16 protein-coding genes and 2 pseudogenes are annotated in these 21,560 nt (G+C 69.9%); 7 read left to right on the forward strand and 11 right to left on the reverse strand.

Translation table 11 applies throughout. From position 1 onward, the window contains the following. Positions 1 to 54 precede the first annotated feature (54 nt). Together ACGLYG10_RS04510 and ACGLYG10_RS04515 are read right to left on the reverse strand one after the other, a co-directional pair. Positions 55 to 984, reverse strand: coding sequence for an ABC transporter permease subunit (locus ACGLYG10_RS04510; RefSeq protein ID WP_083565528.1), 930 nt, complete (start codon positions 982 to 984; stop codon positions 55 to 57). Positions 985 to 1,061: 77 nt separating this feature from the next. Next, entirely contained in the window at positions 1,062 to 2,003 is a 942-nt protein-coding gene (locus ACGLYG10_RS04515) for an ABC transporter ATP-binding protein (protein ID WP_073328344.1), read from the reverse strand. A gap of 336 nt (positions 2,004 to 2,339) precedes the next feature. Between ACGLYG10_RS04515 and ACGLYG10_RS04520 the strand changes: the two genes are divergently transcribed. Next, complete coding sequence (locus ACGLYG10_RS04520; RefSeq protein ID WP_073328347.1) at positions 2,340 to 3,314, forward strand: Bax inhibitor-1/YccA family protein; 975 nt, start codon at positions 2,340 to 2,342, stop codon at positions 3,312 to 3,314. Between the two features lie 141 nt (positions 3,315 to 3,455). Further along, positions 3,456 to 3,863, forward strand: coding sequence for an FKBP-type peptidyl-prolyl cis-trans isomerase (locus tag ACGLYG10_RS04525; RefSeq protein WP_073328349.1), 408 nt, complete (start codon positions 3,456 to 3,458; stop codon positions 3,861 to 3,863). A 261-nt stretch (positions 3,864 to 4,124) separates the two neighbouring features. Here ACGLYG10_RS04525 and ACGLYG10_RS04530 read toward each other — a convergent pair whose 3' ends face one another. Further along, positions 4,125 to 5,492 carry an amidase gene (locus tag ACGLYG10_RS04530; RefSeq protein WP_073328352.1) on the reverse strand — a complete coding sequence of 456 codons (1,368 nt, stop codon included), beginning with the start codon at positions 5,490 to 5,492 and terminating at the stop codon, positions 4,125 to 4,127. A 294-nt stretch (positions 5,493 to 5,786) separates the two neighbouring features. On the opposite strand from ACGLYG10_RS04530, the gene ilvD reads away from it, so the two are divergent. Beyond that, a complete protein-coding gene (ilvD, locus tag ACGLYG10_RS04535) occupies positions 5,787 to 7,682 on the forward strand; it encodes a dihydroxy-acid dehydratase (RefSeq protein ID WP_073328355.1) in 1,896 nt (631 codons plus the stop codon). Between the two features lie 72 nt (positions 7,683 to 7,754). Here the strand turns inward: ilvD and ACGLYG10_RS04540 are convergent, their stop codons facing one another. The 3 genes from ACGLYG10_RS04540 to ilvA all read right to left on the reverse strand — a co-directional run bounded on the left by ACGLYG10_RS04540 (position 7,755) and on the right by ilvA (position 12,077). Next, positions 7,755 to 8,870 carry a hypothetical protein gene (locus tag ACGLYG10_RS04540; RefSeq protein ID WP_139240832.1) on the reverse strand — a complete coding sequence of 372 codons (1,116 nt, stop codon included), beginning with the start codon at positions 8,868 to 8,870 and terminating at the stop codon, positions 7,755 to 7,757. Beyond that, entirely contained in the window at positions 8,845 to 9,540 is a 696-nt protein-coding gene (locus ACGLYG10_RS04545) for an ABC transporter ATP-binding protein (RefSeq protein WP_073328360.1), read from the reverse strand. Before ACGLYG10_RS04545 ends, ACGLYG10_RS04540 begins: the two co-directional genes overlap by 26 nt. Before the next feature lie 962 nt (positions 9,541 to 10,502). Then, positions 10,503 to 12,077 (reverse strand): threonine ammonia-lyase, biosynthetic, encoded by a 1,575-nt coding sequence (gene ilvA / locus ACGLYG10_RS04550; RefSeq protein ID WP_073328363.1) that lies wholly within the window; start codon positions 12,075 to 12,077, stop codon positions 10,503 to 10,505. A gap of 165 nt (positions 12,078 to 12,242) precedes the next feature. Between ilvA and ACGLYG10_RS04555 the strand changes: the two genes are divergently transcribed. Further along, complete coding sequence (locus ACGLYG10_RS04555; protein WP_073328365.1) at positions 12,243 to 12,800, forward strand: NADPH-dependent FMN reductase; 558 nt, start codon at positions 12,243 to 12,245, stop codon at positions 12,798 to 12,800. Between the two features lie 106 nt (positions 12,801 to 12,906). On the opposite strand, the pseudogene ACGLYG10_RS16950 reads toward ACGLYG10_RS04555, so the two are convergent. Further along, positions 12,907 to 14,211, reverse strand: a pseudogene (locus ACGLYG10_RS16950) (P-loop domain-containing protein); the annotation flags it as partial. Between the two features lie 549 nt (positions 14,212 to 14,760). Beyond that, positions 14,761 to 15,624 (reverse strand): annotated as a pseudogene (locus ACGLYG10_RS16955) (ABC-ATPase domain-containing protein); the annotation flags it as partial. Positions 15,625 to 15,753: 129 nt separating this feature from the next. Here ACGLYG10_RS16955 and ACGLYG10_RS04570 point away from each other — a divergent pair. After that, positions 15,754 to 16,470: a LysE/ArgO family amino acid transporter gene (locus tag ACGLYG10_RS04570; protein WP_244542579.1), complete on the forward strand. Its 717-nt coding sequence runs from the start codon at positions 15,754 to 15,756 to the stop codon at positions 16,468 to 16,470. A gap of 123 nt (positions 16,471 to 16,593) precedes the next feature. On the opposite strand, the gene msrA is transcribed toward ACGLYG10_RS04570, so the two are convergent. From msrA to trhA, 3 genes are all read right to left on the reverse strand, one after another. Then, positions 16,594 to 17,337 (reverse strand): peptide-methionine (S)-S-oxide reductase MsrA, encoded by a 744-nt coding sequence (gene msrA / locus ACGLYG10_RS04575; protein ID WP_083565532.1) that lies wholly within the window; start codon positions 17,335 to 17,337, stop codon positions 16,594 to 16,596. A 229-nt stretch (positions 17,338 to 17,566) separates the two neighbouring features. Next, complete coding sequence (locus ACGLYG10_RS04580) at positions 17,567 to 18,061, reverse strand: GreA/GreB family elongation factor (RefSeq protein WP_073328370.1); 495 nt, start codon at positions 18,059 to 18,061, stop codon at positions 17,567 to 17,569. A 167-nt stretch (positions 18,062 to 18,228) separates the two neighbouring features. After that, positions 18,229 to 18,927, reverse strand: coding sequence for a PAQR family membrane homeostasis protein TrhA (trhA, locus tag ACGLYG10_RS04585; protein ID WP_073328373.1), 699 nt, complete (start codon positions 18,925 to 18,927; stop codon positions 18,229 to 18,231). Between the two features lie 177 nt (positions 18,928 to 19,104). Between trhA and uppS the strand changes: the two genes are divergently transcribed. Together uppS and ACGLYG10_RS04595 are read left to right on the forward strand one after the other, a co-directional pair. Further along, positions 19,105 to 19,968 (forward strand): polyprenyl diphosphate synthase, encoded by an 864-nt coding sequence (gene uppS, locus ACGLYG10_RS04590; protein ID WP_073328375.1) that lies wholly within the window; start codon positions 19,105 to 19,107, stop codon positions 19,966 to 19,968. Positions 19,969 to 20,188: 220 nt separating this feature from the next. Continuing rightward, positions 20,189 to 21,520 carry a PhoH family protein gene (locus tag ACGLYG10_RS04595; RefSeq protein ID WP_073328378.1) on the forward strand — a complete coding sequence of 444 codons (1,332 nt, stop codon included), beginning with the start codon at positions 20,189 to 20,191 and terminating at the stop codon, positions 21,518 to 21,520. Positions 21,521 to 21,560 lie beyond the last annotated feature (40 nt).

Raw genomic sequence — 21,560 nt, forward strand, 5'->3', positions numbered from 1 at the left:
CTCATGGACTAATTGTGCCCCGGCGGCAAGTGGCCGCCGGGGCACGGGTGCGGTTCAGGCGTCGCGGCGGGCGAACAACACCCAGCCGGCCAGCAGCGGCACGATCGCCCAGGCGCCGAAGACGAGGGCCGCCTGCCACTGCTGGAGGAAGTACATGGAGTCGGCCTGCCCCCAGGTCACCATGTGGTGGAACGGGTCGTAAACGGCCATTGCCGTCTGCAGCGGCTCGAACCCCTCGAGGGTGGCGGCCCAGTCCCATTTGAGGGCCATCAGCGACAGCGGCAGGTCGATGATGAACAGGAGGGTCAGCGCCAGGGTGATCGCCCCCGCCGTGGAGCGCAGCAGGAAGCCGAGTCCCAGGGCCATCAGTGCGATCCCGGCGAAGGACAGGCCGGTGCCCCATACGAAGCCCAGGTACTCGGGGTCGGCCAGTGAGCCGGCGTGTCCGTCCATGAAGGGCGCCGATACCGCCCAGGTCACCAGCGTGGATACGGCACCGATGAGGAAGCCCAGCACTCCGACCACGAGGGCCTTGGCGGCCAGCAGCCGTCCCCGGTGGGGAACCGCCGCCAGCGAGGAGCGGATCTGGCCGGAGGAGTACTCACCGGTGATGACGAGCGCCCCCAGCACGGCCACCACGATCTGGCCGAACTGGTTACCGGAGATGACCGCGTCGGCGGCCTGGTCGGCGAGCTCGGAGCTGCCGGCGTAGCCGATGGAGATGGCCGCGCTGAGCAGCACGGTGATGCCAACGGCGATGCTCGAGGTTATCCAGGTGGAGCGCAGGGAGCGGACCTTGACCCACTCGGCCCGCACCGCCCGGCCGAAGGTTTGGCGGCAGCCGGAGGGCGCGGCGGTCGGGCGGGCGTCGCTGCGGCGGGCGCGGGCGGGGTGGTCGTCACGGGCGCGGGCGACGTTGGTGGGAGCGGCGTCGGTCTGCTCCCGGCCGGGGGAGACGGTTTCGGAAACGGTGGAGGTGGACATGTGGATGCTTTCGTGTGTCGATGTGGCTTGTGGGGTGCGGCGGGACGGCGCGCGGCGAGCGGCGTCGGGGCCGACGGTCAGGCTCGGGCGGCGGCCGCGGGGAGCGGCGCCGGGGCCGAGCCGGCGGTGTATTCGACGTCGTTGCCGGTCAACTCCAGGTAGGCCTCCTCCAGGGAGGCGTGCTGGGTGGCCAGCTCGTGCAGGACGATGCCGTGTGCGGCGGCGATCTCTCCCACCCGGGCGGCGGGTGCCATCGTGGTGGTCAGGACGCCGGGCTCGGGAGCCTTGGTGTCGATGCCGGCGGTGTTCAGGGCGGCGGCGAGGTCGGCTGCCTGCGGCGAGGCGACGCGGACGACGTCGTTGGTGGCGGAGGCGATCACCTCGTCCACGGGGCCGGAGGTGAGGATGCGGCCGCGGCCGATGACCAGCAGGTGGTCGGCGGTCTGCGCCATCTCGCTCATCAGGTGGGAGGAGATGAAGACGGTGCGGCCCTGGTCGGCCAGGTGGCGGCAGGTCTCGCGCACCCACTTCACGCCCTCGGGATCCAGGCCGTTGACGGGCTCGTCGAAGATGAGCACCTGTGGGTCGCCCAGGAGTGCGGCGGCAATGCCCAGGCGCTGGCCCATGCCCAGGCTGAAGCCTTTGACGCGCTTCTTGGCCACCGGGGTCAGGCCGGTCAGGTCCAGCACCTCGTCGACGCGGCGGGTGGGGATGCCGTTGGAGACCGCCAACTGGGTCAGGTGGGCGCGGGCGCTGCGGGAGCCGTGCAGGCCCTTGGCGTCCAGGAGGGCGCCGACCTGGCACAGGGGTGCGCGCAGGTCCTGGTAGAAGTGGCCGTTGACCTTCACGGTGCCCTCGGTGGGCTTGTCCAGGCCCATGATCAGGCGCATGGTGGTGGACTTGCCGGCGCCGTTGGGGCCGAGGAAGCCGGTGACGGTGCCGGGCTCGATCGTGAAGGAGATGTGGTCGACGGCGGTCTTGGAGCCGTAGCGCTTGGTGAGATCGACAGCTTCGATCAACGGAATCAACTCTTTTCGGGGCGGGGTGGCGCAGTTTGCGTGTTCGCGCATTTGCGCGGCGGCTGCGGCCGGATGTTTACCGGCCTGCGTCCGAACACCACCAGGCTAGGAAGTGTCCCGGGCGCCTTCATCGGCCCGGCTGGCGATTAGTCGCCGCGCCGTCCTGGGCACGCCGGAGGAGCGGGGTCCTCCTGGAGGAGGAACCTCACCGAGGCCGGGTGACGTCACCGGCGGGGCCGGTAGATCTGCCGGGTGACCGGAGCCTTGAACTCCTGGTGGAGCCGGCGGCTGACCGCATTCAGGGCTTCTTCAGGAATATCGGCGATACTGCACGCGATGAGCAACCCGTACTTCTCCCGCAGCCCCGTATTCGACGGGAGCGCCGGCTCGGCGTCGTCCGTGCAGCAGCGCACTCCCAACGGCTATCCGACCATGCCGGGATACCAGCCCGGCCAGGCCGGCCCGCAGGCCACTCAGCCGTACGGCCAGGCGCCCGCCTACGGCTATCAGACCGGCCGCCAGTACAGCCAGGCGCCCGCCTACGGCAGCGTCTCCCCGCAGCAGCTCTCCGACCTGGAGGCCCAGTACGGCGCGCCGGCGGCCACCAACGTGGACCGCGGCCGCATGACCTACGACGACGTCATCGTGCGCACCTTCGGCATCTTCGCGGTGATCCTCGCCGTCGGCGCCGTCAGCTGGATGCTGGCCACCACCGAGGCCACGGCGGGGATCGGCCTGCTGGCCATGATTGGCGGCGCGATCGGCGCCCTGGTGCTGGGCCTGGTCAACTCCGCCAAGCGCGAGCCCAGCCCGGCACTGATCATGGCCTACGCCGTCTGCGAGGGCGCCATGCTCGGCGCGTTCTCCGGCGTCATGGAGAGCTTTTACGACGGCATTGTCATGCAGGCGGTGCTTGCCTCGGTGGCGACCTTCGGCGTGGTGCTGGCGGCTTACAAGTTCGCCGGCTTCCGCTTGAGCTCCAAGGCGCAGCGCATCCTGCTGACCGCCATGGGCGGCTACCTGATCTTCAGCGTGATCAACTTCGTGCTCATGCTCACGGGCCTCGTCTCCGACCCGTGGGGCCTGCGCGGCGCCACCATCTTCGGCATTCCGCTGGGCCTGGTGGTCGGCGTGCTCGCCGTAGTCATGGCGGCCGCCAGCCTCACCATGGACTTCGAGTCCATTCAGCGCGGGGTGGAGCGCGGCCTGCCCACCCGGTACGCCTGGTCCGGCGCCTTCGGCCTGACCGTCACCCTGGTGTGGCTGTACGTGGAGTTCCTGCGCATTCTCGCCATACTGCGCGACAACTGACGCCTCGGCGCCGACGACGGTGCCCGCGGTCCGGTCTCTCCGGCGCCGCGGGCACCGTCGCGTCCTGAGTGGGGCAGACGACGCCGTCGGGCCGTGCGGCGAACTGGGCGCGGCGGCGCCCCCTGCCGTAGCCTGGCCCGCATGATCAACAGCAACATGCCCACCGTTTCCGGCGCCAAGGGCGCCAAGCCGACCTTGACCTTCCCCGGGCCGGATGCCCCCGAGGGCCTGCAGGTGCAGGTGCTCGACGCCGGTGACGGCGCCGTAATCGAGGCCGGCGACACCGTCGTGTGCCACTACCTGGGCCAGGTCTGGAACGGGCGCGTCTTCGACAACTCCTACGACCGCGGCCAGCCGCTCAACTTCCAGGTCGGGGTCGGCATGGTCATCCGCGGTTGGGACGACGGGCTGGTCGGCCAGCGAGTCGGCAGCCGCGTGATCCTGTCCATCCCCTCCGAGCTCGGCTATGGCTCGCGCGGGGTGCCGCAGGCCGGTATCAAGGGCGGCGACACCCTGGTGTTCGTCACGGAGATCCTCGGCACCATGTGACGCGGACGCCCGGGCGGGTGACCGCCGCGGCGGTCCGCTCCTGGAGCGCTTATCTACTCGGCCGGAGACGCGAGTTCGTGCTCTGAGTTCATGCTCTGGTACGAGCTTTCGCCCCCGACACGAACTTTTGTACCCTGGTGTGCGGCAAAAAGGCGTACACCAGGGTGCAAAAGTTCGTAATAGAAGGCAAAAGCTCGTAGCAGGGGACGGGGTGTAGCTGGCGGGGACGAGGCGGCGTCCTCCGGAGTGAGTCGCTGCCGCCTAGTGGGTATGCAGCTGCGCTGCTACCGCCAGCAGTAGGTCCTCGCGCCCGGTGCGGGCCACGAGCTGAGTGCCCACCGGCAGTCCTTGGGACAGCCCCGCCGGCACGGACAGTGCCGGATGCCCCGAGACGTTGAATATCGCAGTGTTGGACACCACCGGCGTCGAGGCGAGCATGGCCGCCGTCCAACCGCGCCCGCGCAGGTCCTGCGCGCCGCCGGGCAGGTCGAGCAGGGTGGGCAGCATCAACAGGTCCGCGCTTCCGAAGGCGGCCTCGACGCCGTCGCGCACGCGCTTAGCCTGACGCAGCGCCGCGCGCACCACCGGCTGCGGAATGAGCGCGCCCAGACGCGTCGAGGTCCTGGTGCGCGACTCCAGACGGTCCGGGTGCTCAACCTGCTGCGCCTCGACGTGCATGCCGGCGAAGTACAGCGTCAGGAACGGCGCGGTCGGCACCGGCCAGGCGACCCTAGCCGTGCGCACGTCATGGTCCAGCTTTCGCAGGCGGGCAGCCAGGCCATCCACGGCCTGAGCGACGGGCGGCGTCGAGCACGCGCCGGGCATGACCGCATTGGCTGCCAAGAGGATGCGTAGTCGGGGCGGTGGTGCGTCCACGGCGTCAACGAACCGCCGGGTAGGGGCATCGAGCCGCCACCGGTCCACCGGCTCGTTGCCGCTGATGACGTCCATGACCACGGCCAGGTCGTGGGCGGTGCGCGTGAGCGCCCCGAAGCCCGCCAGTCCGAACCAGTGGTCCGCCGACGGCGCCGAACTGACCCGGCCGCGTGTCGGCTTCAGCCCCAGCACCCCGCAGGCCGAGGCCGGAATGCGCAGCGAACCCCCGCCGTCGGAACCCATGGCCACCGGAACCGCGTCGGTGGCGACGGCGACCGCCGAGCCCGCAGAGGAGCCGCCGGGGGAGCGTGCAGGGTCCCAGGGGTTCAGGCAGTCGCCGTGATGGGCGGACTCTCCCACCGGGAACTGGCCGAACTCGGGCATATTGGTGCGCCCGACGATGATCGCCCCCGCCTGCCGCAGGCGCCCGACGACGGCGCAGTCCGCCCGGGCGGGACTGCTATTGCCTCGGCCGCCAAGTGTGGTGACTTCCCCGGCGACGTCGTACTCCTCCTTGACCGCCACCGGCACGCCGGCGAGCGGTCCGGCTGCGCCCGGGCCGGCTGCCGCGATGCGCCGGTCGAGGGCATCGGCCTCCCGCAGGGCGGCTTCGCGGCGCACCACGGTGAAGGCGTTGAGATCCGGGTCCAGTGCGTCAATGCGTTCCAGCGCGGCCTGGATCGTGGCCCGGGCGGTGATGCGCCCGGCGCTGACGGCACGGGCGATGTCGACGGCGTTGCGCGGAATGGCCATGCGGCCTCCGTTGATCCGGTGCTCAAGAGTGTAAGGGGGCGTCGTTATGGGCTCCGGCGGGTGGGGCGGGCATGCCGACGGCGGGGCAGGAGATGGGAGGCGTGAGGAGTGTGTGCCGTAATTCGGCGGGTAGATGTGAGGCGTCTCGCCTGCCGGTGAGTGGGGACGTCGTCGGCGGAATGGCGCTGTGCCGCGGGAAACCGGTGGTCCGGTGAGTGAACGCACACGGACTGCCGACGTTGCTGACACTACGCTGTGGCCATTCGAAAATCGTCCGCATCCCAGGAGACGCTCATGCCCCGTTATCGCAGTGCTACCTCCACCACCGGCCGCAACATGGCCGGCGCCCGCGCCCTGTGGCGCGCCACCGGCGTGAAGGACTCGGACTTCGGCAAGCCCATCATCGCCATCGCCAACTCCTTCACCGAGTTCGTCCCCGGGCACGTGGGCCTGCGGGACGTCGGACGCGTCGTCGCCGAACAGGTGGAGGCCGCCGGCGGCATCGCCAAGGAGTTCAACACGATCGCCGTCGACGACGGCATCGCCATGGGTCACGACGGCATGCTCTACTCCCTGCCCAGCCGCGAACTGATCGCCGACTCCGTGGAGTACATGGCGAACGCGCACTGCGCCGACGCCCTGGTGTGCATCTCCAACTGCGACAAGATCACCCCCGGCATGCTCATGGCCTCGCTGCGCCTGAACATCCCCACGATCTTCGTGTCCGGCGGGCCCATGGAGTCCGGGAAGATGGTCGCCGCCGACGGCACCACCCGCAAGCTCGACCTGATCGACGCCATGATGGACGCCGCCGACCCCACCGTCCCCGACGAGACCATTTCCGCCATCGAGCGCCTGGCCTGCCCCACCTGCGGCTCCTGCTCGGGCATGTTCACCGCCAACTCCATGAACTGCCTGACCGAGGCCCTGGGCATGGCGCTGCCCACCAACGGCTCGCTCGTCGCCACCCACGCGGACCGCAAGGTCCTGTTCCAGGAGGCCGGCCGCCGGATCGTGGAGATCGCCAAGGCCTACTACGAGGACGACGACGCCTCCGTCCTGCCGCGGTCGATCGCCACTAAGCCGGCCTTCGAGAACGCCATGAGCCTGGACATCGCCATGGGCGGGTCCACCAACACGGTGCTGCACCTGCTGGCCGCCGCCCAGGAGGCGGAGGTCGACTTCAAGATGGCCGACATCGACCGGCTCTCCCGCAAGGTGCCCCACCTGTGCAAGGTGGCCCCCTCGACCAACCTCGTGCACGTGGAGGACGTCCACCGCGCCGGCGGCATCATGGGCATTCTCGGAGAGCTCGACCGCGGTGGTCTGCTCGACACCACTACCCGCACTGTGCTGCGCGGCACCCTGGCCGACGAACTCGACCAGTACGACATCGGCCGCCCCGGCGAGGACGGCGTGCGCGACCCGCAGGCGAGCCGTGTCGACGAGGCGATCCGCACCCGCTACCTGGCCGCCCCCGCGGGCGTGCGCACCACCCAGATGTTCTCCCAGAACTCCCGGTGGGAGGCCCTGGACGTGGACCGGGAGAATGGCGCCATCCGCGACATCGCCCACGCCTACTCCGCAGACGGCGGCCTGGCCGTCCTGTTCGGAAACGTTGCGGAGAAGGGCTGCATCGTTAAGACCGCCGGGGTGGATGCCTCGATCCTGACCTTCTCCGGCCCCGCCGTCGTCTTCGAGTCCCAGGAGGAGGCCGTGGACGGCATCCTCGGCGGCAAGGTGAAGGCCGGGGACATCGTCATCATCTCCCACGAGGGGCCTCGCGGCGGCCCGGGCATGCAGGAGATGCTCTACCCGACCACCTACATCAAGTCCATGCACCTGGGCAAGGAATGCGCGCTGCTCACCGACGGCCGCTTCTCCGGAGGCACCTCCGGGCTGTCCATCGGGCACGTCTCCCCGGAGGCCGCCGCGGGCGGGCTCATCGGACTGGTACGTACCGGCGACCGCATCGTCATCGACATCCCGAACCGCTCCATCGAGCTGGATGTGGACGAGGCGGAGATCGCCCGGCGTCGCGCCGAGGAGGAGGCTCGCGGGGAGGACGCGTGGACGCCGCACAACCCGCGTCCCCGCCACGTGTCAAAGGCGCTGCGCGCCTACGCCATGCTGGCCACCAGCGCCGACCTCGGCGCCGTCCGTGACCTTAGCCGGATCCGCGTTCGCTGACGCCTGTCGCATTCGGAACTAACGCAGCTGAGCGGGTGTGCGCGTCCCGCCGTCGTCGGGGGCCGCACCCGCTCAGCGTGTGAGCGCCCAGCATGCGGTGGAGAGTATGCAGGCGACGAGTGCGGGAACGTACTTGCGCGGGTGGCGGATTACTTCGCGCTCGGACTTCCAATCGAGCAGTGGCCAGCGCCATTCCATGAGGACGGCGGCCAGGGCCGCGGATGAAGCCGCGGTGACCACGAAGACGACGTCGTTGCCGAAGTGCGCGAGGGTTGGTTCGGGAGCGAAGACGGCGACGGCTCCGCAGGCCAGGTACAGGGCCGTGAGTTGGAGGGCGTAAACGCATAGCGTGCGCCACGTACGCGGACAGGTCTTGACCACGAGCCAGGTGCTCGGATGCCGGGAGAAGTAGGCGTTGAGCGGGGTGTTTTGCACCACCATGATGGCCCCGAGCGGTAGCGCGGCACCGTGGTTGTGGAGCATTGCGTTGAACATCCAGCCGAAGGCAACCAGCGCGGCGGTGTTGATCTGCGTCATTCGGGAGCTCGCCAACTCACCGAGTACGAGGCTGGAGACGTGCAGTCCGGCTCCTCGCCTTCGTGCGGCGTCGTCAACCACCTCGAAGCCGAGGAGGAAACAGACGGTGCCCTCGACGGCGAGCACCACGGCCGCAATGAGCGGATTGAGGACAATGCCAAGGACGATCCCGGCCGCCAATGCGATGAGCGCTCCCAGGCGATGGTGGCGCGTGGGGCCGCTCCAGAACAGGAGGACCGGGGGCGCCATTCCGAGGGCGAGCAGAATCACCGTGATGGCATCGGTCCACGTGATGCTTTGAGCCGTGGAGATGAACGCGATCACGGGTAGAACGACTTCAAGGAGCACCACCAGCGAACCGACGAGGTAGGCGGCGCGAGCCAGGTCCTTGGTGGCGATCGGGAAACGTGTCAGGCCCGGCCACCGCTCGCTGTGGACCCAGGTCCAGGCGATTGATGACATGGCTGCCGCCGTGGCCAGGAAGACCCCGGCGGAGGCGACCCGCAGGTTGACCACGACGCCCAGGTGCATGCCAACCCACGCCGCGACCGCCGTCAGGATCAGGCTGGACCATATGGTCCGTTTGCTGAGGAACTCGCCCGCCACGGCGCGAGCTGCCAGAGCGCTAGTTGACGAGGGCTGCGACAGCATCGGAATCCCCAGGAGTGTCGAAGGGGCCGCTGAGTCGGCCCGCGGAGAGTACGTAGAGCCGGGTGGTGCACCGGGTGAAGGACTCGGCGATGTGGGAGCTCAGTAATACCGCCTGTCCACGCTCGGCGGCAGCGACTATGCAGTGGTAGAGATATTCCGTTGCCGCGAAGTCGAGGAAGTCCACCGGCTCGTCGAGGAACAAGATGTCGGCCGGCGTTTGGAAGGCGGCGATGAGCGCGGCCTTCTTTCGGGTGCCGCTGGACAGCTGCCCGAATGGGGTTGACCGATAGCCGCCGAAGTTGAAGCCGTCGATGAGTTCGTCGAGCAGCTGCGGGCGTTCTCGCCGCCCATAGGCGCGGTCCAGGAAACGAATGAAGGTGTCCAAAGACCAGGTGGGGAACGAGGTGTCGTTGGTTAAGGCGAAATAGCGCTGCTGTTTGAATGCGGGCGTATCCGGCCTGCATGCGCGTCCGCGGTACCGCATGGACCGGAACTCGTAACCCCGGTGCGCGTCGCAGAGCGCCTTGAGCATGGTGGTTTTTCCGGCGCCGTTGACGCCCAGTAACCCCACCGCCTCGCCCGCATCGAGTGTCAGCGAGACATCGGTCAGGACGGGGTCGGAGCGGTTGTACCAGGAGCGCAGCCCAACGACCTCGAAGACGTGTTCCATGATTCCCTCCTCGATCGGGTGAGGTGAAAAGCAGCGGAAACGGATGGTCGGCGTGCGGCTCAAGCCTTCGGTGATCCGGAGCGCCCTAGGAATGCGGCGGCGACGAACAGCGCCCCTAAAACAAGGCTCGCGATGGCTTCGAGGATATTGCCGATGGTGAATGCTCGAACCGCCACCGCCAGTGCTAGGAGGCCAATTACCAAACGCAGTGTGCGCCGCGAGCGAGTGGCAGGTTCAGGGGGCATTGTTGATCGCGCCTTTCAAATGTGGGTATCGCTCGCTGCGAATGTATCAGATGTATAATGAAGGCGCAAGGTGAACTGTTGAATTGGCCTTAATATGGCGATGTTAAGAGGCTCTTCCGGTTTGCGGGTGTGGGGTCCGGCCGGGGCTGTGGTGTGGGGTGGTGGTTGGGGTGATGGGGGCGTGCTCGGGTCGGCGGGGACGTCGTCGGGCCGCCGAGGACGCTCTCCCGGGAGGCGTCCTCGAGGGCCGGGGTGTGTTCTTGAACAACCCCGCCAGGCCATCCGGGCCGGCTCGTCGTGCTTGTGGATGTGGCGGTCGGCGTGTCTCCGGGTGAGGAAACCGGTGGGCCTGCCGGTTCACCGTGCCGGACTTGTCTGCCGGCGACCCCGGCGTCTGGGGGCGGGTATCATCTGCTACGCCACTTCCCGGTCTGCAACGCCACTTCGGGGTTAACAACGCCTGTTAACGGTTTACTGAAGGGCTCCGAGGTATACAGCAGAGCGTTAAGTGGCGTTGTTAACGTCCAACCGGCGTAGCAGAGCCCCCAGTCCACTCGCTCGCCGGCCCAGGCTCTCGACCGGCCCGTGGACACCACACCCACAAACCGGAAGAGCCCTTTAACACGAAGAGACCGCTGAGGGTGCAACCGACCTCGGTACGTAAGATCTACCGACCTCGGTGAAGGGTCGGGGCGGGGCGGGGAGGGGTCTGCGGGCTCAGCGGGCCAGGAAGAAGCGGGCGGAGGGGTCGTCCGTCTCCTCTTGGTAGGCGTAACCGAGCCGGTCCATGTGCTCGGTCAGCTCGGCGTCGGCCGGGCCGGCCTCGAAGGCGGTCAGGATGCGCCCGTAGTCGGCGCCGTCGGTGCGGTAGTGGAACAGGGTGATGTTCCAGCGAGTCCCCAGGATCTCCAGGAACCGGGTCAACGCCCCGGGAGACTCCGGGAACTCGAAGCTGAACAGCCGCTCCACCAGGCCCTCCGGGGCCCGCCCGCCGATCATGGAGCGCACATGCACCTTGGCGAGCTCGTCCTCGGTCAGGTCCACCACGCCGTAGCCGGCGGCCTCCAGGTCGGCGACGATCTCGCGGCGCTCGTCGCGTCCGCGAGTGAGCCGCACGCCCACAAAGATTCGGGCCGGTGCGCCCGCGGGGGCCGAGGCGGACACCCGGTAGTTGAATTCGGTGACCGCGCGGCCGCCCAACACGGAGGCGAAGCGCAGGAATTCGCCCTGCACCTCGGGGATGGTCACGCCCAGGATGGCCTCGCGCTGTTCGCCGATCTCGGCGCGTTCGGAGATGTAGCGCAGTTGGTGGAAGTTCAGATTCGCCCCCGACAATACGCAGGCCAGCCGCTCGCCGGAGAGGTCGTGCGCGGCCACGTACTGCTTCAGTCCCGCCAGGGCGACGGCTCCGCTGGGCTCCGGCACGGCGCGCAGGTCCTCGAACAGGTCGCGCACGGCGGCGGAGACCTCGTCGGAGGAGACGGTCACGACGTCGTCGAGCAGCTGCGCACACAGGCGGAAGGTCTCATCCCCGATGCGGCGCACCGCCACACCCTCGGCGAACAGGCCGACGTGCTCCAGCGTGACCGGCTCCCCGGCGGCCAGTGCGGCATTCAGGCAGGCGGACTCCTCGTGCTCGACGCCGATGACCTGTACCTGCGGCATCAACTGCTTGATCAGCACGGCGATGCCGGAGACCAGGCCACCACCGCCCACGGGCACGAACACGCGGTCCAGATCGGCGTCCTGCTGGATCATCTCCAACCCGATGGTGCCCTGGCCGGCGATGACGCGGGGATCGTCGAAGGGGGCGATGTAGGTCAGCCCCTCGGCCTTGGCCAGGCGCAGCGCCTCGGCCTTGGCGGCGTCGAAGTTGTCCCCGCTCAGCAGCACCTCGCCACCCAGGGTGCGCACGGCGTCGACCTTGATGCGGGGGGTGACGGTGGGCATGACGATCAGTGCGCGCACCCCCAGCAGGGAGGCGGAGCGGGCGACCCCCTGGGCGTGGTTGCCGGCGGAGGCGGTGACCACGCCGCGCTCGCGCTCGGCGTCGGACAGTGAGCGCATGGCGTTGTAGGCGCCGCGGATCTTGAAGGAATGAACGGACTGCAGGTCCTCGCGCTTGACCTCAACCGTGTTGCCCAGGCGGGTCGACAGTGCGGGCATCGGCTGAAGAGGGGTGTGCTCGGCGGCCTCATAGACGGGGGCGCGCAGAATCTCCCGCAGGTAGCGGGCGCCGTCCCAGGGGGAGTCGGGGTCGGCGTGGTTTCCGTTGCTTCCGGCATCGCTCACGCTCTCAGCCTAACTGGGGGCGCGCCTTGGAAACGCACGGCCTTCTAGAAGCAAGAGCGATGAGTATGAGCAAGATCATTGGATAGACTGTATGTCGACGGGGACCTTTGGCCTAGAGTCCGGTCTGCTTGATTTGCTTTCAACCGTGCTTTCAAGGAGTACAACATGACCAAGATCGCCGTGATCACCGGCTCCGTTCGACCCAACTCCGTGGGCGGGCCCGTCGCTCAGTGGGTTGCCGAGAAGGCCAACACCGTTGCGGGCGTGCAGGCCGAGGTCCTCGAGCTCGCCGCCTTCAACCTGCCGGTCTTCGCCGAGGAGCTTCCCCCGATGGCCGCCCCCGCCAAGGACCCTGCCGCGGTGAAGTGGAATGAGACCCTGGCGGCATACGACGCCTACGTCTTCGTCACCCCGGAGTACAACCACTCCGTCCCGGGCGCGCTGAAGAACGCGATCGACTTCATCACCCCGTCCGTGCTGGCCAACAAGGCCGTCGGCCTGGTCGGCTACTCCTTCTCCGCCGGCCACCGGCCGATCGAGGCCCTGCGCCTGATTCTGTCGAACTTCACCACCGGCGTGGTGGGGCCGCAGGTCAACCTGCACCTGGCCACCGACTTCGAGAACATGTCCAGCTTCGCCCCGGCCGCCTTCCACGACAGCGAGGTCCCCGCAATGGTCGAGGCGATCGTCGCCCAGGACCAGGCGCTGGCCGCGCTGCGCTGAATCCGTCTCGCGCTGCCCATACACGCGGGAGCCCGTCACCTCGCAAGGTGGCGGGCTCCCCGTCCATTTGGGTCTAGAGCGGCGCTCAGCTGCCTGTGTGGGCCCCTCAGGCCAGCTTGAGCTTGCGGTAGCGGTTCACCGCGGCCGCCACGTCCACCATGCGCGGGCGCACCAGGAAGGCCGGGCGACGATCCAACGCGTCCAGGCCCTCATCGTCCAGCAGCGCGTCCAGGTCATCCAGACACTGGGCCAGCGTCGACTCCCCGTCGAAGCGCTGCTCCAGCAGCGCCCGCAGGGCGTAGGCCACGGCCTCCGCCTGCCCGGACTCGACCACGCCGGCCACGTCGGAGATGTCGATGTCCTCCCGGTCCAGGGTGAGCGAGTCCGTGCCGCGGGCGCGCGTGCGCACCGGGCCGCGCTGGGTGCGCTGCGAGGGCAGTGGCACGCGCGGGGTCTGCATGGGGAAGTCCGCCAGCGCCGTGGCCTCCCGCGGCTGCGCCGCAGCGACCTCGGCGGCCCGCTCGGTGGCGTCGTGCAGCACGTAGGAGTCCAGCAACAGCACCCGGTCGGCCACATCCAGGTAGTCCCCGGAGCCGCCCATCACCAGCACGGTGGACACGCCCGCCTCGGCCAGCGCGCCCACCCGGTCCACGAACGGGGTGATCGGCTCCTGGTCGTCGGCCACCAGCGTGCGCATGCGCGCATCGCGGATCAGGAGGTTGGTGGCGGAGGTGTCCTCATCCAGCAGCAGCGCCGAGGCGCCCGCCTCGATCGACTCCACGATGGAGGCCGCCTGCGAGGTGGAACCGGAGGCATTGGTGGTGGTGAAGGAGGCGGTGTCCCTACCGCCGGGCAGGTGGGAGATGAACGGGGTCAGGTCCACGCCCGTGACCGCCCGGCCATCCGCGGCGCGTACCTTGACGGCGTCCGGGACCGTGGCGACCAGCTCGCGGCCGTCGCCCGGCACGTGCGGGTAGACGCCGCGCTCGATCGCACTCAGCAGCGTGGACTTGCCGTGGTAGCCGCCGCCGACGATGAGCGTTACTCCGGAGCCGACGGCGGTGCCGCGCACCTCGCCGGCGTGCGGCAGGGTGACGGTGGCGGCCAGCGAGTCCGGGGCGGTCAGCGCTACGGCGCCCTCCTCCATGGGTGCATCGCTGACGCCGGAGCGGCGGGGCAGGATCGACCCGTCGGCGAGGAAGGAGACCCAGCCGTTGTCGAGCACCGCCCGCGTCAGCGCCCGGTGGTCCTCCAGGGCGGCGACGTGCGCCAGCAGGCGCTCGGCACGCTCGCCGGTCAGGTCCAGGGCCGCGTTGACTTCGCGGGTCAGGTCCAGGTTGAAGATGTTCGCGGCCTCGCGGCCGCGGATGGAGCGGCCACGGGCCGGCAGCGCCACCCGGGCGCGGATCTCAATGATGAAGTCGGGGCCGGAGGCGGCAGCCGGGGCGGGCCCCTCCTCTGCTTCAGCACCTGCGACCTCGGCAGCGTCCTCGGCGTCCTCGACGGCGTCCGGGGCCTGTGGAGCGGAGGCGGCGGACGCCGGCTCGGTGAACTCGATCTGCGCCGACGGCGCCGCAATCGTGGTGTCGGCGGGCTCGGTGGAGCCGATGGCAGCGGCGAAGTCATCCGCGGCGGGCATGTCCTCTTCGGCAGCGGCCTGAGCGGCGTCATCTTCGGCGGCGGCATCATCCTCGGCGGCGGTCGCGCGGGGGCTGCTCGCCTCCTCCACTGCAACGGACTCGTCCGCGTCTTCGGCGTCCGTCTCGGTCAGCACCGTGAACAGGTCCACGACCTCGTCGGCCTGCTTTGCGGGGCCGCGCGATTCCTCCGCGTCCGCGGCGGACGCCGCGGCGGAGGCATCGGCGTCGGCCTGTGCCTCGGGATCGGCCTCGGCCGGGGCGGAGACGATGACGGAGCAGCGTTCGAGAATCTCCTGGCCGGGGCCGGCGATCGAGAGGTTGGTGCCGCGGAAACCGCGGTGCAATTCCCGGGTGAGGAAATCGCCCACCGCGACGCGCCGGTCGTGGGTGGACAGCAGGTCCTCCTCGTGCAGCAGCTTCAGACCCGGCAGGTCGGCAGGAACCTGAATGCGGATGCGGGTGGGAGGGGCGTAGGGGTCGGGCTGGACGTAGTCGACGTGCAGGACCCAGCCCTCGGGGGCGCGGTAGTGGCCGACCGTGTCGCGGTAGGCGGAATAGGAGCGGCCGTCGAGTACGTGCAGGTAATCCACCAGGTCGCTGAGCGTGCCCTTGCGCGGGCCCTTCTCGTGGCGGCGGCCCTCGCGCCGGTAGTCGCGGTCCCGGTCTCCCCGGTCGTATCCGCGCCCGCCGCGGTCATAACCCCGGCCGCCCCGGTCGTATCCGCGTCCGCCGCGGTCGTAGCTCCGGCTCTGGTCGTATCCGCGTCCGCCCCGGTCGTAGCTCCGGCTCTGGTCGTAACCGCGTCCGCCGCGGTCGTCGCGCTGGAAGTCGCGTCCGCGCCGGTCGCCATAGCCGCGGTTGTCGCGATAATCGCGGTCCTCCCGGTGGTTGCGGTAGCCCCGGCCGTCGCGGTCGTAGCCGCGTCCGCCCCGGTCGTATCCCCGGCCGTCGCGGTCGCGGTTATAGCCCCGGTCGTCGCGCCGGTCGCCATAGCCGCGATCCCGGCCGTAGCCGCGCTCGCCGTCGCCCCGGTAGTTGCTGCGGTAGCCACGGTCGTAGCCGCCGGAGCCGTGGTAGTCCCCGCGGTCGCGCCGGTCGTATCGGTCGCGACGGTTGCCGCGGTCGCCATAGCCGCGGTCGTCTGTGAAGTCACTGCGCTCACTCATGCCCTGATATTGGCACATTTCCGGCGCGATCCCTGCGGTGCGGTCCGCCGACGGCGAGTTGCACCCGGCACCGCGTGGGCTCCGCCACCGAGGCGGACGGCGGGCCGGGGCTTACGGCAGCCCGGCCGTTGCCCGTACGGTCGGGTAGTGATCACTTCCATGAGCCTGCTGGATTGCGCGGCCTTGATCCCTGCGTCCTGGAACCCGGCGTCCGCTGCCTTGACGGCGGCACCGGTCTTCGGAACGGTGTCGGCCGCACACAACGCAGGCTTGGCGCCGGCCATTACCGGCTTCGCCACCGGCCTGGGGCTGATCGTGGCCATCGGCGCACAGAACGCGTGGGTACTGCGCCAGGGCGTACGCCGCGAACACGTCGGGCTGGTGATCGCCATCTGTGCGCTCAGCGACTTGGCGCTCATCGCCATTGGCACCGGCGGGATCGGCGTGGTGGCGCGCCTGGCCCCCTGGGCGCTGGAGGTGCTGCGCTGGGGCGGCGTGCTCTACCTGATCGGCTTCGCGATCTCCAGCTTCCGGTCGGCCATGCGTCCCGGTGCGCTTGAGCAGGAGCAGGCGCGTCCGGCGTCGTCGGTGGCGCTTACGACGCTCGCGCTCACCTGGCTGAACCCGCACGTCTATCTCGACACCGTGCTGATGCTCGGCACGGTCACCAACGGCTTCGGGACGGCCCGGTGGGTGGCCGCCGCCGGCGCCGGTACGGCGTCGATCCTGTGGTTCACGGCGCTGGGCCTGGGGGCGCGGGCGCTGTCTGGGCCGCTGTCCAGCCCACGCACCTGGCGCGTGCTGGACGTGCTGGTCGGCCTGGTCATGCTGGGGGTGGCAGTCAATCTGGCGCTGGGTGCCTGAAGGCGGCGGCCTTTCTCGCCGAAGGCGGCGCCGGTAGGGCGCCGGGTGGGAACGTAACGGGCCGGGTAGAGACGCTGAACGCCTCTGCCCGGCCCGAACACGTTGCCGCGGCAATCGGTGTGCTTACACCGCCTCCGGCGGCAGCACGTCCGTCTGTGCGGGCACGTTCGCGATCCCGACCGGGCAGGTGATCCCGTTGGGGCCGTGGTTGCAGTAGCCGTCGGGGTTCTTGTCCAGGTAGCCCTGGTGGTAGTCCTCCGCCAGGTAGAAGGGGCCGCCGAAGTCGGCGTACAGCTCGCTGGCGGGGGCGATCGTGGTCACGCAGGTGCCGCGGCCCAGCCGGGTCAGCTCGCCCTGGAAGGCGGTGCGGATCGCCAGGGCGGCGTTCGCCTGCGCCGACGTGGTGGTCCATACCGCCGAGCGGTACTGGGTGCCGACGTCGTTGCCGTGCCGGTTCAGTTGGGTGGAGTCGTGGTTCTCCCAGAAGGTGCGCAGCAGGCTCTCCCCGCCCTGCCCGCACACGGCCGGGTCATAAGCCACGCGCACCGTCTCGGCGTGACCGGTGGCGCCGGTGCACACCTCCTGGTAGGTGGCGTTCGGGGTGGTGCCGCCCATGTAGCCGACGGCGGTTGCCACGACGCCGGGCTGGCGCCACAGGAAGCGCTCCACACCCCAGAAACAGCCGCCCGCCAGGTAGAGCACCTGGGTGCCCTCGGGCCAGGGGCCGTCCAGGGGAGTGCCCAGGACGACGTGGTCGCCCGGGTTGGGCAGTAGCGTGGTCTCCCGACCGGGAATCTGAGGGTTGCGTGCCGGGCGGGGGCGCGCCGTCGGCGCGGCGGCAGGAGCGGACTGTGTAGCTGCTGTCATGGGGGTGACCGTACTCGGGGCGGCCGAGCGCGTTAAGTGTGAACCATGGGAGTACGCCGGAGGCGTATGCGCGGGCACCCCCGGGCGCCCCGGTCGAAAACGCCACGTTCGCGCCGATAACCCGGGAATGCGGCGCGAGGCGTGGAGTACGAGTGGGATCGGGGAGGAACAAGCGCGCCCCGTGCCCGCCGCGTGGGCGGGAACGGGGCGCGTTGATAGTTGGTGCGGTCTACAGCGCCTTGACGTCGATGATCTCGGCGGTTATTTCCTTGCCGGTGGGCGCGTTGTAGGTGACGGTCTCGCCGGCACGGTGCCCCATGAGGGCGCGGCCGAGTGGGGCGTCGGGGGAGAAGACCTTGACGCCCTCGGGGACGTCCGCGGTGATCTCCTGCCCGCCCAGGGCGAAGGATTGCTCGCGGCCGGCGACCTTCGCCGTGACGACGGTGCCCGCGGCGACGGAGCCGTCGAAGCTGGCGGCGCCCACCTGCGCGTGCTCCAGCATCTCGGTGAGCGTGACAATGCGGGCCTCGTTGAGCGAGGCCTCCTCGCGGGCCGCGTGATAGCCGGCGTTCTCCCGCAGGTCGCCCTCCTGGCGGGCGGCCTCCACGCGCTGGGCGATCGCCTTGCGCTCAACGTTCTTGCGGCGCTCGAGTTCCTCGGTGAGTCGGTCGAACGCCTCCTGGGTGAGCCAGGTGCCCTGCTGTTCGGTGGTCTCTTCGGCCATGGTTCCTCCTTGCGAACGGGCGGCAGAAATCCTCAGGAATCCTCAGGTGCTGTCCGGATATAAACCGCGAGTCTATACGTTCCCGCCGCCCCGTGGGTCGGCGACGGCGGTGTGCGTGGCCATGTCGGCCGGATGTCTGCGGTGGGCGCGGCGCGGTGCGCGGCCTCTCAGCCCAGCACCGCCAGATAACAGGCCACGCAGTGGCAGGCCCACGCGGCCACCGTGCACGTATGGAAGATCTCATGGAAGCCGAACCAGCGGGGGAACGGGTCGGGGCGCTTGCGCGCGTAGATGACACCGCCCACCGTATAGACGACGCCGCCGGCCACCAGCAGCCAGAAGACCGCCGGACCGCCGGTGACCCAGAATTGGGGCAGGAACCACAGCGCCACCCAGCCGAGCAGGATGTAGAACAGGGTCGACAGCCAGCGCGGCGCCGTCGGCCACAGCAGCGTGGTGAGGATGCCGAGTGCGGCCCCGCCCCACACGATTCCCAGCACCAGGCGGGCCGTGCCGGCGTCGAGCAGTGCCACCGACAGGGGTGTGTAGGTGCCGGCGATCAGCAGGTAGATGTTGGCATGGTCGAAGCGCTGCAGCACCGTGGACACGGCGCTGGGGAAGTGGCCGTTGGAGATGTGGTAGACGCCCGAATTGGCGAACAGCAGCAGCGAGCAGGCCAGGTAGGCGGCACACGCCCACTTCAGCCCTGCACCCGGCGCCAGCACCGTCAGCACGATGCAGGCGGCCAGCGCCAGGGGAGCGGTGCAGGCGTGGATCCACCCGCGCAGCTTGGGTTTGACGGCGCGGGCGAGGTCGTTGGCGGCGCTGATTGCGGCCGCGCCGCGCGACCGGGCGGAAGTACGCATCGACGGTTCTCCTCACGTGGACGTCCCAGCAACCTACGCTACCGTAACTTACGCTTCCGTAGGTTTGTGGGGAAGGTGGGCTAGGGCTCACTCGCGGTACCCTCGGAGCTGGGCGCGCCCACCGACCCTGGTGCGGCGGCGTCATAGCGGACCGGCGCGCACAGAAAGAGACGAGCCATGGCGGGCGACAACCTCCTGTACGACCTCTACGAGCGCCGCCTGGTCGCCCAGGTCAAACCCGACCGCGTGCCCGAGCATGTGGGTGTCATCCTCGACGGCAACCGCCGTTGGGCGCGGGCCATGGGTATCGGCACCGCGCAGGGGCACAAGCGTGGCGCCGACAAGATCGAGGAGTTCCTGGGGTGGGCGGAGGATGCCGGCGTCGGTGTGGTCACCCTGTGGCTGCTGAGCACCGACAACCTCTCACGCGACCCCGCCGAGCTCTCGCCGCTGCTGGACATCATCGCCCACGCCGTCGACGAGTTGGCCGCCGCCGGCCGCTGGCGGCTGCGTCTGGTTGGGAATGTGGACCTGTTGCCCGCGCCCGTGGCGGACCGGCTGCGTGCCGCCGTCGCGTCCACCGCCGGGCGCGACGACGGCGGCCCCGGCGACGGGAGCGTCGTCCCCGGTGCCGGATCCGCCGCCGGCGCGTCGGCGTCTGCGGCGGGGAATGCCGGTGGGCCGGGCGTGGATGGGCGCATGCAGGTCAACGTCGCCGTCGGCTACGGCGGGCGCCAAGAGATTGCCGACGCCGTGCGCTCCCTGCTGCGTGAGCGCGCCGCCGCCGGCGCCACGCTGGAGCAGGTCGCCGACTCCCTGTCCGAGGAGGACATCACCGCGCACCTGTACACCAAGGGGCAGCCCGACCCCGAGCTGGTCATCCGCACCTCGGGGGAGCAGCGCCTGTCCGGCTTCCTGCTGTGGCAGTCGGTCCACTCCGAGTACTACTTCTGCGAGGTGTACTGGCCGGACTTCCGCCGCATCGACTTCCTGCGGGCGCTGCGCGACTACGGGCGACGCGAGCGCCGATTGGGCAAGTAGCCGAGGTTTCTTCGGGCGCCGGACCCCGCCGTCGGCGGTGGCTCAGTTGCTGGCCGTCGGCGGTAGGTCCGTGACTGTAGGCCCGCGCCGACGGTGCTCCGGCCACCACGCCTCGTTGTGCTCAGCGTTCCGGCAGCGACAGCGGGTATGGTGAGCGGTATCACAGACGGGCCGGGGCCGGACGTCGGGTACAGCCCGCCGAGCACAGACGGAGACAGCCATGCGAACCTACGTCCTGGACACCTCGGTCCTACTGTCGGACCCCCGCGCCGTGTTGCGCTTCGACGAGCACGCCGTCGTGCTGCCGGTCGTGGTGGTCACCGAGTTGGAGGGCAAGCGTCACCACCCCGAGCTGGGCTACTTCGCCCGCTCCGCACTGCGGCTGCTCGACGGCCTGCGCGAGCAGCACGGCCGGCTCGACCGCCCCATCCCCGTGGGCGACCGCGGCGGCACGGTGCGGGTCGAGCTCAACGGCGCCGACGACCACGTGCTGCCCGCCGCCATGCGCCTGGGCGATAACGACTCCCGCATCCTGTCCGTGGCCGTCACCCTTGCCCGCCGCGCCCGGCAGGGAGGGGACGACGGCGAGGTCGTCGTCGTGTCCAAGGACCTGCCCATGCGTATCAAGGCCGCGGCCGTCGGGCTGACCGCGGAGGAGTACCGGGCCGAGCTCGCCAGCGAGGACATCTACTCCGGCATGACCGCTGTAACCGTCACCGCGGAGGAGATCTCCCGCCTGTGGGACGACGGCGTCCTGGACCTGTCCGGGCTGACGGACGAGGAGGCCGCCGACGACCTGGCGGCTCAACCGACCCACACCGGCGTGGTGGTGACCTCCCCACGCGGATCGGCGCTGGCCACCGTGGTCGGCGGGACCCTGCACCTGGTCGACCCCTCCCGCGAGGTCTTCGGCGTGCGCGGGCGCAGCGCCGAGCAGCGCATCGCCATCGACCACCTGCTCAACCCCGACATCGGCATCGTCTCACTGGGCGGCCGTGCGGGCACCGGCAAGTCCGCCCTGGCGCTGAGCGCCGGCCTGGACGCCGTCGTCAACCGGCACGAGCACCGCAAGGTGATGGTGTTCCGGCCCCTGTACGCGGTGGGCGGGCAGACCCTCGGCTACCTGCCCGGCGACTCGGCTGAGAAGATGTCCCCCTGGGGGGACGCGGTGTTTGACACCCTCAGCTCGGTGGTGCCCACGGACCGGATCGACCGGATCGTCGCCGCCGGGCAGCTGGAGGTGCTGCCGCTGACGCACGTGCGCGGACGCTCCCTGCACGACGCCTTCGTGATCGTGGACGAGGCCCAGTCGCTGGAGCGCAATGTGCTGCTGACGGTGCTGTCCCGGATCGGCCAGAACTCCAAGGTGGTGCTCACCCACGACGTCGCCCAGCGGGACAACCTGCGGGTGGGCCGCTGGGACGGCGTGGTCAGCGTGGTCGAGTCCCTGAAGGACAGGGACCTGTTCGCGCACGTCGACCTGGTGCGCACCGAGCGCAGCGAGATCGCCGAGCTGGTCACGCGCATGCTCGACGAGATCCCGCTGTACTGAGTGCCGAACCTGCCCGCCGCTGCGGAGAGGGCCGGGCGGG

Origin of the sequence: Actinomyces glycerinitolerans, from assembly GCF_900098745.1 — a bacterium.
Lineage (GTDB): Bacteria > Actinomycetota > Actinomycetes > Actinomycetales > Actinomycetaceae > Actinomyces > Actinomyces glycerinitolerans.

Coding starts and splice junctions, on each gene's coding strand:
- ACGLYG10_RS04510 (WP_083565528.1), bottom strand. CDS start 984: ATGTCCACCTCCACCGTTTCCGAAACCGTCTCCCCCGGCCGGGAGCAG.
- ACGLYG10_RS04520 (WP_073328347.1), top strand. CDS start 2,340: ATGAGCAACCCGTACTTCTCCCGCAGCCCCGTATTCGACGGGAGCGCC.
- ACGLYG10_RS04525 (WP_073328349.1), top strand. CDS start 3,456: ATGATCAACAGCAACATGCCCACCGTTTCCGGCGCCAAGGGCGCCAAG.
- ACGLYG10_RS04530 (WP_073328352.1), bottom strand. CDS start 5,492: ATGGCCATTCCGCGCAACGCCGTCGACATCGCCCGTGCCGTCAGCGCC.
- ilvD (WP_073328355.1), top strand. CDS start 5,787: ATGCCCCGTTATCGCAGTGCTACCTCCACCACCGGCCGCAACATGGCC.
- ACGLYG10_RS04540 (WP_139240832.1), bottom strand. CDS start 8,870: ATGCTGTCGCAGCCCTCGTCAACTAGCGCTCTGGCAGCTCGCGCCGTG.
- ACGLYG10_RS04545 (WP_073328360.1), bottom strand. CDS start 9,540: ATGGAACACGTCTTCGAGGTCGTTGGGCTGCGCTCCTGGTACAACCGC.
- ACGLYG10_RS04555 (WP_073328365.1), top strand. CDS start 12,243: ATGACCAAGATCGCCGTGATCACCGGCTCCGTTCGACCCAACTCCGTG.
- msrA (WP_083565532.1), bottom strand. CDS start 17,337: ATGACAGCAGCTACACAGTCCGCTCCTGCCGCCGCGCCGACGGCGCGC.
- ACGLYG10_RS04580 (WP_073328370.1), bottom strand. CDS start 18,061: ATGGCCGAAGAGACCACCGAACAGCAGGGCACCTGGCTCACCCAGGAG.
- trhA (WP_073328373.1), bottom strand. CDS start 18,927: ATGCGTACTTCCGCCCGGTCGCGCGGCGCGGCCGCAATCAGCGCCGCC.
- uppS (WP_073328375.1), top strand. CDS start 19,105: ATGGCGGGCGACAACCTCCTGTACGACCTCTACGAGCGCCGCCTGGTC.
- ACGLYG10_RS04595 (WP_073328378.1), top strand. CDS start 20,189: ATGCGAACCTACGTCCTGGACACCTCGGTCCTACTGTCGGACCCCCGC.